Source organism: Vibrio navarrensis (assembly GCF_015767675.1).
In the GTDB taxonomy this organism is placed as follows: Bacteria; Pseudomonadota; Gammaproteobacteria; order Enterobacterales; family Vibrionaceae; genus Vibrio.
On sequence record NZ_CP065217.1, the window covers coordinates 1,320,687 to 1,332,835 of the forward strand.

Genomic DNA, 12,149 nt, shown 5'->3' on the forward strand with positions numbered 1-12,149 from the left:
AAGCTCACTCTATCTTGAGATGAGCCGATAACAGAGCTCCGCTGGCTTGCCAAGCGGAGCCATTTTTCAAAATTCCATGGAGTAGGGAATGAGAAGTCTGATCTATATCGAACGTCTGTTTAACCGTTTCGGGGACTTCCTCGGATGGCTTGCCAGCATATTGTTTGTGGTTCTGCTCGCCAACGTGGTATACGACGTCATCATGCGTTATGCCTTTAACGATGTGTCCATCGCCTTTCAAGAGTTGGAATGGCACCTGTTTTCCGCTGTTTTCCTGCTGGGTATCCCTTATGCGCTAAAAGCGGGCGGGCATGTTCGCGTTGATCTCTTTTACGAAAATCTTTCTCATCGCGCGCAAGCGATCATTGACCTGCTGGGAACGGTCGTTTTCCTCATTCCGTTTTGTCTTCTAGTGACGTGGTTTGGTATCGACTTTGCCAAAGAGAGCTATGCATTAGGTGAAACCTCCGGCGATCCGGGTGGGCTGCCCTATCGCTGGATAATCAAAGCGATGATCCCACTCTCATTTGCCTTCATGACCATCAGTGGCGTCGGTTTGATGTTGCATTCGCTCAACAAGATCGTCAATCCGCACTTGTTGCACCTTTCCAAATCAGATAAGTCGTAGGAGCTCAGGATGATCGGAATTGTGATGTTTTTTGTCGCGCTGTTTGCGTTGCTACTCGGCTTTCCTGTGGCGTTCACTTTTGGCGGTATCGCACTTTTGTTTGGAGTGTGGGCGGAAGGAGTAGAGATCTTTGCCTTCATGCCATACCGCATTCAATCCATCATGGAAAACACCGTATTGATGGCCGTGCCACTGTTTGTCTTTATGGGCTTGGTGCTGCAAAAAACGCGTTTGGCGGAACAACTGCTGGAATCGATGGGGCGTCTTTTTGGCGGCGTGCGCGGTGGTATCGCGATTTCTACCGTGCTGGTGGGAACGCTGCTTGCGGCATCGACGGGAGTGGTTGGTGCGTCTGTGGTGGCAATGGGCCTTATTTCGTTACCTGTCATGCTCAAATACAACTATGACAAAGGGTTAGCGTGCGGAACTATCTGTGCGTCGGGCACTTTGGGGCAAATTATTCCGCCATCGATCGTATTGATTTTATTGGGTGATGTGCTCGGCGTGCCAGTTGGCGACTTGTTCCAAGCCGCCGTTTGGCCGGGGATTGTGCTGGTGGGCGTGTATGTGGTTTACATCCTTATTTACGCCAAACTTAATCCGCACGCAGCGCAGCCGATTGAACGTGATGAAACGATTAGCCGCCGTGAGGAAGTGATCAAAGCGCTCAAAGCGGTCATTCCACCCCTCGCGTTGATCGTGGTGGTTTTAGGTTCGATCTTTGCTGGTGTGGCGACACCAACCGAATCGGCGGCGCTAGGCGGCGCTGGTGCAATCGTTCTGTCACTGCTTTATCGCCAGTTCAGCTGGAAAATGGTGTACGAATCAGCGAAAGAGACGGTCAATGTGACCGCTATGGTATTTGCTATTTTGCTTGGCGCGACCGCGTTTTCTATGGCCTTTACCTACACCGGCGGCGACCTCTTAGTCGAGGAGTGGATGCTGAATATTCCCGGTGAGAAATGGGGCTTTTTGATCGTCACTATGCTGGTGATCTTAATCCTCGGATTCTTTATCGATTTCGTCGAGATCTGCTTCATTATTGTGCCCATTTTAGCGCCAGTGGCTGAGACGTTAGGCATCAACATGACTTGGTTTGCTATCCTGGTGGCGATGAATTTACAGACCTCCTTCCTGACCCCGCCGTTTGGTTTTAGCTTGTTCTATCTCAAAGGGGTGGCGCCAGCGGGGGTGACCACTCGGGATATTTATCGTGGTGTTGTACCGTTTATCGGCTTACAGATATTGGTGCTTGCCTCATTGCTGCTGTTCCCAGAATTCTATGGCATGGGCTAGGGCGCACAATAGTGAGGTAAATCTTGCTAGGTTTGAAACTTAGTTGCTAGAGTAAATGGCTGCCAAGGATGGGCAGCCATTGTTGTATAAGGACACGCTATGCCGCTGAAAATGAAGCTGATCTTGCTAACGCTGTTGCCGCTGCTGCTGGTTTCAGCGAGTATCAGTTGGATCTCCATCTATCAGGCAAAAACGTTAGGGCAAAAAGAGGTGGAGATATTTCGTCAAAGCCTGATCCAATCTCGTGAAAATGCGTTGCAAGACAGCGTGGATCTGGCGTTTGACGCAATTGGTTACATTCACAACGATGCTTCTCTGAGTGAGGAGCAAGCGCAGCAGAAAGTAAAAGCCATTTTGACTCGGTTGCGCTATGGTTCCGATGGCTATTTCTTTGCCTACGATAAGCAAGGAACCAACTTGGTTCATCCTATTCAGCCTGAGCTTGTCGGGCAAAATCTCCTCGATCTGCAAGATGAAAATGGTGATCATCTGATTGAAGCGCTGCTGTATCAAGCGCAAACGGGAGGCGGCTTTCATCAATATTTGTGGCAAAAGCCATCGACAGGTGAAACAGTGCCGAAACTCAGCTACGCGGCTTGGCTGAGTAAATGGGAGTGGATGATCGGCACCGGATTGTACATGGAAGACATTCGCCAAGAAGTGGCGCACATGCAGGCGGCGGTGAACAAAAACATCGAAACGACTTTTTTTTCTGTGGTAGTGATTTTATTGGTCACAGTGGCGGTGATCATTGTGTTGACCTTGGCGATCAACTTGCATGAGCATCGTCTCGCGGATAAGAATCTCAAAGAGCTGGCTCATAAAACCGTGATGTTTCAAGAAGATGAGAAGAAGCATCTCGCCCGTGAACTGCATGATGGCATTAACCAGTTACTGGTCTCAAGTAAATGTCACTTAGAGTTATTGAGTAACAAGATCGATCAACCTTCACTGCGCCAACATCTGGAAAAGTCTCAACAGTCACTGATGACGGCCATTAATGAAGTGCGGCACATTTCGCATCAATTACGCCCCAGTGCGTTAGATGACATTGGTCTTGAGGCTGCGTTGTCGAGTTTGTTACAAGATTTTCGCGCTCATTCGGGTATTGATATCGATATCCACTTTGATACGCAAGCGCATAAACTCAAATCAGAAGTGGCAACGACCTTGTACCGTGTCGCGCAAGAATCACTCAACAACATCGAAAAACACTCTGCGGCGCGTAAAGTGACAGTGAGCTTGCAGCAGATGGGCAACATACTGCAACTGCTGATCCGCGATGATGGCTGTGGTTTTGCTGTGGCAGATGCGCTGCGCAAACGAGGAATTGGCCTGAGGAACATGCGTGAACGGGTCGAGTTCTTAGGCGGCGATTTTGAACTGATGAGTGAACCCGGTTTTGGAACGGAAATTACCGTGTTACTGAATTTGGATGGATTAACCTATGGATAGACCGATTCGAATCGTGATCGTCGATGATCACCAAGTGGTGCTCGATGGTTTTATGGCTCGCTTAGAAATAGAACCCGATATTGAAGTGGTAGGAACGGCCAGCAATGGCTTAGAAGCGTTGGATGCCGTTCGTCGACACAAGCCCGACGTAGTGCTGATGGACATCAGCATGCCGATTATGAATGGCATTGAAGCCACTCGCTTGATCAAAGAAGAGTTTCCTGAGAGCAAGGTCTTGATGTTGACTATGCACGACAATCGAGAATACATCATGAAAGTGATGCAGGAGGGCGCGGTTGGCTACATGCTGAAAGAGATTTCGGCAGAGAAAATGGTGCAAGCGATCAAAACCGTCAATCAAGGTTCGACCTATTTTTGTGAGTCGGTGACACAAACCCTATTTACTCAGGAGATCGTCCCCGCAGCTCAACGCGTCAACCCGCTCAGTCGCCGTGAAGAGGCGGTACTCAAGCTGGTGGCACAGGGGCACAGCAGCAAAAAAATTGCGACCTTACTGGATATCAGCTATCGGACGGTGGAAACCCACCGCCACAATATCAAGCATAAGTTAGATCTGCACTCCACCGCGGAGTTGGCCAAATATGCGTTTGAGCAGGGTCTGGTGCAGTAAACGGGTCACTCTGGCTTGATGCTACCCAGTTCAAGAATGGGTGATACATCAATCTGCTCTGCGCTCATCATGCTGGAGATTCGCTGCACAGACGAAAGTAGTAGCGACTGCTCCCAATCTTCCAATTTCTGAAACTCAGAGATGAAATTTTCCTGCAATGGCATTGGCGCTTGCTTGAGAATGCGCTCTCCATCGCCGGTGAGATGGGCGTGCACTTTGCGTTTATCTTCTTTGCTGCGAACTCGCTCTACATACCCGTTTCTTTCCAAACGGTCCAAAATCGCGGTGGCGGTTGCTTGGCTCATATTGGTATGGTTGGCAAGCTGGCGAATGGTAACTTCGCCCAACTCCCTGATTGCACGCATCAAAATAAGCTGAGGGCCAGTCAGTCCAGAAATTTTATTGAGCTTCTTCGAATGTAAATCGATGGCGCGGATGATCTGTCTGATGGCGATGAGAACTTCTTCGTGTTTTTCCAAAATGTCTGCCCGTCGATGATTTGGCCCCAAAACTACCGCAATTTATCAGTGATTGAAAGCACTGCAAAGCGTCGACGCGGCTTGAATAGGCCAAGAAATCAACGGCGATCTAGAGCCGCGAGTGCAGGTTTGGTTTGTGCCGCGGTGTCACCTCAGGAGGAATATGAAATAATAGTTTGATGACGAATGATTTGTGAGCATTTTATTTTTATGGTTTATTGTGTTATTAAGTGCCAATCGTTCCGATTTTAAAGCCTATTTCTTGTGGTTAATTTGCATTTATACGATGTTTTCTGTTAGTTTAATAACCGATATTTTTGGAGTATGTATTGTATTCTAATTATTTCCTTGATTGGTACATTTTAGAAAAAGCATTTTTAAGTGAGTGAGAATGACGACAGGTATAGATAAGTACAGTATTGACAGTACAGACTACACGGTTGGTCAGGACAATGTTCAACGATGGGGTTTTGATGTTCATAACCCAGTGTTTGGCATTAGCGCAGGTTTGGTTGCGCTGTTTCTGATTGCCGCACTGGTACTCGACGCCCACACCGCGAAGACGGTACTCGATGGCATCAAATGGCAAATTATCGGGTCATTTGATTGGTTGTTTATCTGGTCCGGTAATATTTTTGTGGTGTTTTGCCTTGCATTGATCGTTTCACCTATGGGTAAGATTCGTTTGGGTGGTTCTGATGCCGTTGCGGACTACTCTTTTCTATCTTGGCTAGCAATGTTGTTTGCAGCAGGGATGGGGATTGGTTTGATGTTCTGGAGTGTTGCAGAGCCGGTAGCCTATTTTACCGGATGGTATGAGACCCCATTGAATGTTGCTGCGAATTCACCGGAAGCGGCCAAACTGGCACTGGGCGCGACCATGTTCCACTGGGGTTTACACCCTTGGGCGATCTATGGCGTTGTGGCCCTATCACTGGCCTTTTTTGCCTACAACAAAGGCTTGCCGCTTTCGATGCGTTCGATCTTTTATCCTCTACTGGGTGATCGCGCTTGGGGTTGGGCAGGGCACATTGTCGATATTCTGGCGGTTGTCGCCACCTTGTTTGGCTTGGCGACGTCGCTTGGCTTGGGAGCTCAGCAAGCAGCGAGTGGTATCCACCATGTGTTTGGAATTGAAGCTGGCCTGAGCCTACAGATCATTGTGATCGTCGCGGTGACGCTTCTCGCAACCATTTCGGTCATTCGTGGCATTGATGGCGGGGTTAAAGTGATCAGTAACATCAACATGCTGCTCGCTTTTGCGCTGCTTGGCTTGGTGGGTTTGATCGGTTGGGCGGTGAGCCTTGGCTCTGTGCCAACGACTTTGATGGCGTATGTCGAGAACATTATCCCGCTCAGTAACCCTATGGGTCGTGAAGATGAAGCTTGGTTCCAAGGCTGGACTGTCTTCTATTGGGCGTGGTGGATCTCTTGGTCACCATTTGTCGGCATGTTCATTGCGCGTGTTTCAAAAGGGCGCACTGTTCGTGAATTTATGACCGCGGTTCTCTTGGTACCAACGGCGGTAACATTGCTTTGGATGTCGGTGTTCGGTGGTATGGCTATCGATCAAGTGATCAACGGCGTTGGTGAGCTTGGTACGGAAGGGCTAACCGACGTGCCTTTGGCGATGTTCCAGATGTTTGACCAACTGCCATACGGCACCCTGTTGTCGGTGATTGCAGTCGTGCTGGTGCTGGTTTTCTTCATCACCTCATCCGACTCAGGTTCTTTGGTGATCGACTCGATTACCGCCGGCGGTAAGATGGATGCGCCAGTCCTGCAACGTATTTTCTGGGCATTTATGGAAGGTGCTATTGCGGTGGCACTGATTTGGATTGGTGGTACAGAAGCAATTCAAGCATTGCAAGCGGGGGCGATTTCGACGGCGTTACCTTTCACCTTTATCCTCTTGGCGATGTGTGTCAGCCTGCTTTTAGGTATGCGTACCGAAAAACAGTAGTCACTTTTTTATGTGCTTATAAGGCCAGCTTATCAAGCTGGCTTTATTTTGTCGTACGGTATAAAAATGGCGATGTAACCATCAGGAATACAAGGGGTTACTGCTTAGTTGGCGACGGATAATACGTGCATGTGATGGGTTTTGTGTGTAGTATCACGGACGAAAATTTGTTCCCCCAACTGAAACCTGACAACAATGAAATTGACACTAAAGCAAAAGCTCATAGGCGCAAGTCTGTCAGCGGTAGTGATCATGGCTGCCGCCTTAACCTGGCTGTCCGCAGGACAGCTATCCAACCAAACCCGTAATGGAGTATATGCCCGTGCGCAAAGCCTCGGTGAAGCGGCGGCGCAAGGCATTTCTGATTGGATTTCGATCCGTAAGAATATTGCCAAAGCCTTTAATGACTACAGCGAAGAAAGCGATGTTGTGCCGTATTTACAGCAAGCGCGCAAAGCGGGTGGTTTTGACGATATTTTCTTAGGAACGCCAGAGGGTGAGATGTACCGTTCACATCCAGAGCGTAACCGTGCCGATTACGATCCCCGTGTGCGTCCTTGGTATAAAGACGCCAGTGCAGCAGGTCAGCAGATTATTACCACCGCCTATCAGGATGCGATTACCAACGCGCTGCTGGTGACGATTGCCGAACCTGTGCGTCACAACGGCAAACTGGTCGGTGTGGTGGGTGCAGACGTTCTGATTGACCAATTGATCAATGACGTAATCAGCCTAGATGCGGGCAAAAATGCCCATGCAATGTTGATTGATACACAAGACGGTACTTTCTTGGCGCATCCTAACAAAGCGCTTTCGCTTAAGCCTGTGAACACTCTGTTGAAACAATTTACCATGCAGGATATCGAGCGAGCCGCATCTCAAGGCGCGATTGAAGAGGCTATCGTCAATGGCCAGAAAAAGCTGTTCTACTTCGTCAAAGTACCTCAAACGCCTTGGATGTTTGCGATTGAAATGGATCGCGCCACCGAAGAAGCTAGCCTGAGCCAACTGATGCGTGAAATGCTCATCACTGCCACCTTAATCACCGCCGCAGTCATTGCTGCTGTATACTGGCTGGTGGGTTTCCTGTTCCGTGACCTTGGCCGCGTGTCCCATGCATTGGAAGAAATTGCGTCTGGTGAAGGGGATCTTACTCAACGCTTAGAGCCGCGCAGTGATGATGAAGTGGGCAAACTGGCGGAAAACTTCAACCGTTTCGTAGGTAACATGCACACTATGGTCAGCAAGTTGAGCGAAGTCTCTGCATCACTGTCTGAACAAGCCAAAATGACCGCACAGCAAGCTGAAGAGCGCAGCCAACGTATTTCATTGCAGCAAGATGAAATCAACATGGTGGCGACGGCAGTGAACGAAATGGCGGCTGCAACACAAGAAATTGCGGGTAATGCGGATCACACAGCGCAAAATGCGGAAGAAGCGGTGTCTGCGTGTGTTCACGGTTCTTCGCAAGTGACACAAACGCAAGGCTCTATTCAGAACTTGTCACAAGAAGTACAAGTGGCGACCAATGTGATTCAAGAGCTGGAAGCGCACGGCAACAGCATCAATACCATTCTTTCCACCATTCAGGGCATTGCAGAGCAAACCAATCTGTTGGCGCTCAATGCGGCGATTGAAGCGGCGCGCGCTGGCGAGCAAGGGCGCGGTTTTGCCGTGGTTGCGGATGAAGTTCGTGTACTGAGTCAACGCACTCACGCGTCAACGCAAGAGATCCAGCAAACCATCGAGAAGTTGCAGGGCACCACGTCTCAGGCGGTAGGCATTATGGACGACAGTCGTGCGCTGGCGCTGACCAGTGTTGATGATGCGAACTCGGCGGCGGTAAGCTTAACGCAAATTCATACGGCTGTTGTGCGCATCAGTGATATGGCGACGCAAATTGCGTCGGCGGCGGAAGAGCAGGCATCGGTAACCACCGAAATCACCCGCAATACCGAAGGCATCCGCGATGTGTCAAACGAGCTGGCTGCCGAGGCGCATGAAGCGGCGGCGCAAGCCAGCATGTTGTCGGATCTTTCTCATGAACTTGAGCAAGAGATCAGACGCTTTAAGCTGTAAGCGAGAGTTGAATGAGAAGAGGAGCCAAGTGCTCCTCTTCTTGTTTTGCTGGTTGTTTTGCTGGGTCTAGAAGCAAAAAGTCTAAAGCCAGAACTCACCGACGGCGCTTTGCGCGTCGTAGTGATGGGCAAATTGCGCTTGTAATAGTTCAGCGGTGGCGATGGCATCGGTCAGTGCGTGATGAGCGCTATAGTCAGGCAAACCATAGCGTCGTCGAGTCTGGGCAAGACGCAGCGAAGGCAGTTTGACGCCTTTTAAGCGCCGCCACCATCCGCCCTTGGTTTGGCTAAGATAATCTGATTCGAGCTGTAATGTGTCCAGCAGCGGAAACTCGATTCCTTCAGCGATACGCTGTCTTAATGCGGCATCAAAGAAATCGCGCTCAATATGGCGATAATGAACCACCACCACTTTTCCGGCTAACTGTTGTAATACTTCGTCAAGAATCGTCTCGAGATCCGGTGCATGCTCAATATCGCTGTGGGTAATGCGATGAATGACGATCGACTCTTCGCTGAGGTTTTGCCGTGGGCGAACGGTCCAATGATGGGCTTGGTTTAAGTAGATGCGCTGCAGATCAAACGGCACCAAGCCAATCGAGAGAATATCATCGCTGCGCGCGTCTAATCCGGTGGTTTCAAAGTCCAACGCCACCATCTCAAGCTCATTGATGGGGGTGCAAGCGAGTGGCAGTGGTTGAGCATAGAAGCGTTGCAAGCGAGCATCCTGCACACGCTGGCATTTTTGGGCAAATTTTTGCTGCCATTCAAGGGGAGCAGGTTTAAATAACGACATATTTTCCCTTATTTAAAACTGTTGCCAGCTTGATAGCGAAACTTCAGGAAGTTCTGCGCATTGCTTAGGATCTGAAAGGCATCTTTGAGCGTTCTTCGTTCAAAATCCGACAGGTTTTCGGGTTCGATATTGTTATCAGCTTCAATACCGTTTTGCACATCCACGGCCTGATGGCGGATGCGCACCATAGAGATAAATTCCAACGCATCTTTGAGGTTTTGTGCGCGCCCTTTAGGCAGAATTCCGGCATCAATCACATCGTCGAGCCTCTCAAACGAGTTTCTGGCACTCGACCCAACCGCTAACGCATGGACGCGAATGAGATCGGCCAATGGCGCAGTGCCACGTCGTTTGAGGTTAATCGAGTTATTGTGACGGCCATCTTTCTCCATCACAAAATCTTTAAAAAAGCCTAATGGTGGCGTGCGATTCAGGGCATTACGCGCCAAACACGCGAGAAAACGGGGCGTCTGTTTGGCTTTGTTGACGATAAAATCGGTCAATTGTGATGCCCATGCCAGCTCTCCATACACGCCATCCAAATCAAAGAAAATCGAGGCATTGAGCAGGGCTTTCGGGTTGGGGTCATCAATCCAATCGGCAAAGCAATCACGCCACTGCGCACGTGTCATGCGCCAAATTGGGTTTGTCGCCATAATATCGCCAGTACAATATTTGTAGCCGCATTCGTTGAGCGCATCACACACCAGCTCGGCAAATTGGCTAAAGTAAGCGTCGTGTTTTTCGGCTCGGTAGTTGTCGGCAAGGATAATCGCGTTGTCTTGGTCGGTGACCAACAATTGCTCGTCGCGCCCCATAGAACCTAATGCGAGAAAACAGTAGTCAATCGGCGGTGGGCCGAGACGTTCTTCAGTTAACTCAATGATGCGCTGCTTGAAGCTACGGCCAATTACCGACATGGCACTGCCGACCATGTGTGAATTGGCATCTTCGTTGACTAATCGGACAAAGCTGTTTTTCACTTCTTGCGCCAGTTGAGCGAGATCCTCAAAGCTCTGCTGTTGAAAAATGCGGCTGACCAAGAGCAGCGAGCTCTGAGATTCATAACGGACAATATCCGTCGCTTCGACAATACCGAGTGGTTTTTTCCCCCGCATGATAGGCAGATGGTGCACATTGTGCCTGAGCATGGTCAGCATGGCTTCATAGACATAGGCGTTGTGATCCAATGAGATCACTTGGTCTGTCATGACACTACCTACCGCATCTTGCGGTGATTTCCCCTGAGCCAACACGCGGGTGCACAAATCGCGGTCTGTGATGATACCGACCACGGGCGCTGGTGAGGCAGAGGCTTGGGCCTTTGAATCTAACACCAGCAGGGAAGAGACGTGTTCATTGGCCATCATCTCTGCGGCGCTTTGGATCGACTGAGTGCTCTCAATGGTTGGTGCATCACGGGTCAGCAAGGTACGAACTTTCGAGGTCGTGAGGTCGTTCGCTTCTTTGGTTTCAAGTACCGCTTGGCGCAATCGGATGCTCTTTTCCACCTCAACAAAGTCCGCGAAGGAATCAAAGTGGTCGTAGAGCGATTGGAAAATGGTTTCTGGAATGCAATAGAGCAGCGAATCTTCCACCGCTGTGACGGGAAATTTGACTCGGTTGTTGGTGAGCAACGCCATTTGACCAAACAGGGCGCCTTCGTCTAAACGGTTGTAAAGCTCGCCTTTGCGGCGGTACACTTCAACCACGCCACTGCGCAGCATAAAAAGGTCATGAATTTCATCACCACTGCGAATGATAGGTGTATCTTTTCGGTAATAAGAAATCTCGATGTGTTGGGTGACGTTGAGTAGTGTCTCTTCAGGGAGCTCACTAAACGGTGCGTGTTGCGAGAGGAAGTTAAGAATCTCGGTGAATTCAGCATCCATATTCAAACCTTTTGGGTTTAGAGCCTATGGTGACCCGTAAACATTAACATGCAGGTGGACCGCTATCTTACCTCAATTGACAGCGATTTGCTGCTGCAATGGCTGAAAGGGAGCGACGTCTCGTCTTAAGAGTTTGTTTTGAAATAAGATTGTAAAGGTCAGACAAGAGCAACGATGGATTACCGCACCTTGGCTGAGAAATTACCAATGAAGAAGGATGTAGAATGGTAAGACACAATGGTTTAGTGCTTTTGGTTGCCCTCAGTGGGTCTGGGTGGGCGCAGCAAAGTGACGAACAGCTGACAGAGTCCAAACAAGTGTATCGCCACTTTTCTGCGGTGGCCGGTTCTGGCACGACAAACAAAGACTGGTTTAACGGAGCAAACGCGTCATTTTTTGAGTTGCGATTAAGTAAGCCACTGTTTTCTGGATGGCTGTTAGATGTGGACTACTCAGCGCAGTTTTTTCATCCTGATGATTCTACTTCGCGAGTTGACCGATTACTCTTTTCTGGCGGTTATCACTATGACCTTACGGCGGCGTTAGATGTGTACTTACTTTACGGTATCGGCGCACTGCGCTATGAGCAGACAGACAACAAAACCGATAAACTGCTCGATTCGCAATCCGATATGCTGCAAGGCGCAAAACTAGGGTTTAACTATCTGATTAACCGGGAAATGACGCTCACTTTGGAAGGCGAGTTTACCCGCAGTGACTGGGTGGATGAGGACAACATCAAACTGGCATTCAACTATCAATGGAATGACGTCTTTGGCACAGGCATTTTTTACAAATATCGTGATGCAGGCAAAGACTATATCAACGAAGGTGGAATCAGCGCACGCGTGATCTACTAGCGTTTTACCCAGTGATTGAAAGTAAAAAGGCCGAGAAACTCGGCCTTTGCTTTTGCATCAGTTCGTAACTG

The 12,149-nt window shown here is 49.4% G+C and carries 10 protein-coding genes; 7 read left to right on the forward strand and 3 right to left on the reverse strand.

What is annotated here, in order from left to right:
• The first annotated feature begins 88 nt into the window (after window positions 1–88).
• From I3X05_RS05975 to I3X05_RS05990, 4 genes are all read left to right on the forward strand, one after another.
• Window positions 89–628 (forward strand): TRAP transporter small permease subunit, encoded by a 540-nt coding sequence (locus tag I3X05_RS05975; RefSeq protein WP_045568828.1) that lies wholly within the window; start codon window positions 89–91, stop codon window positions 626–628.
• A 9-nt stretch (window positions 629–637) separates the two neighbouring features.
• The gene (locus I3X05_RS05980; protein ID WP_045568827.1) at window positions 638–1,924 is read left to right on the forward strand and encodes a TRAP transporter large permease; all 1,287 of its coding nucleotides are present in this window, start codon (window positions 638–640) and stop codon (window positions 1,922–1,924) included.
• Between the two features lie 99 nt (window positions 1,925–2,023).
• Window positions 2,024–3,379, forward strand: a complete 1,356-nt coding sequence (locus tag I3X05_RS05985) for a cache domain-containing protein (protein WP_045568826.1) — start codon at window positions 2,024–2,026, stop codon at window positions 3,377–3,379.
• A complete protein-coding gene (locus I3X05_RS05990; protein ID WP_045568825.1) occupies window positions 3,372–4,010 on the forward strand; it encodes a response regulator in 639 nt (212 codons plus the stop codon). The genes I3X05_RS05985 and I3X05_RS05990 overlap by 8 nt, the downstream gene beginning before the upstream one ends.
• 5 nt (window positions 4,011–4,015) lie before the next feature.
• On the opposite strand, the gene I3X05_RS05995 is transcribed toward I3X05_RS05990, so the two are convergent.
• Window positions 4,016–4,489, reverse strand: a complete 474-nt coding sequence (locus I3X05_RS05995; protein WP_045568824.1) for a MarR family winged helix-turn-helix transcriptional regulator — start codon at window positions 4,487–4,489, stop codon at window positions 4,016–4,018.
• A gap of 391 nt (window positions 4,490–4,880) precedes the next feature.
• Between I3X05_RS05995 and I3X05_RS06000 the strand changes: the two genes are divergently transcribed.
• Entirely contained in the window at window positions 4,881–6,452 is a 1,572-nt protein-coding gene (locus I3X05_RS06000) for a BCCT family transporter (RefSeq protein WP_045571453.1), read from the forward strand.
• A gap of 195 nt (window positions 6,453–6,647) precedes the next feature.
• Window positions 6,648–8,531, forward strand: coding sequence for a methyl-accepting chemotaxis protein (locus I3X05_RS06005; RefSeq protein ID WP_045571454.1), 1,884 nt, complete (start codon window positions 6,648–6,650; stop codon window positions 8,529–8,531).
• An 81-nt stretch (window positions 8,532–8,612) separates the two neighbouring features.
• Here the strand turns inward: I3X05_RS06005 and I3X05_RS06010 are convergent, their stop codons facing one another.
• Together I3X05_RS06010 and I3X05_RS06015 are read right to left on the reverse strand one after the other, a co-directional pair.
• A complete protein-coding gene (locus tag I3X05_RS06010) occupies window positions 8,613–9,326 on the reverse strand; it encodes a 3'-5' exonuclease (RefSeq protein WP_045571455.1) in 714 nt (237 codons plus the stop codon).
• 8 nt (window positions 9,327–9,334) lie between these two features.
• Window positions 9,335–11,218: a DUF294 nucleotidyltransferase-like domain-containing protein gene (locus I3X05_RS06015; RefSeq protein ID WP_045571456.1), complete on the reverse strand. Its 1,884-nt coding sequence runs from the start codon at window positions 11,216–11,218 to the stop codon at window positions 9,335–9,337.
• A gap of 224 nt (window positions 11,219–11,442) precedes the next feature.
• Between I3X05_RS06015 and I3X05_RS06020 the strand changes: the two genes are divergently transcribed.
• Window positions 11,443–12,078, forward strand: a complete 636-nt coding sequence (locus tag I3X05_RS06020) for a hypothetical protein (protein WP_045571457.1) — start codon at window positions 11,443–11,445, stop codon at window positions 12,076–12,078.
• Window positions 12,079–12,149 lie beyond the last annotated feature (71 nt).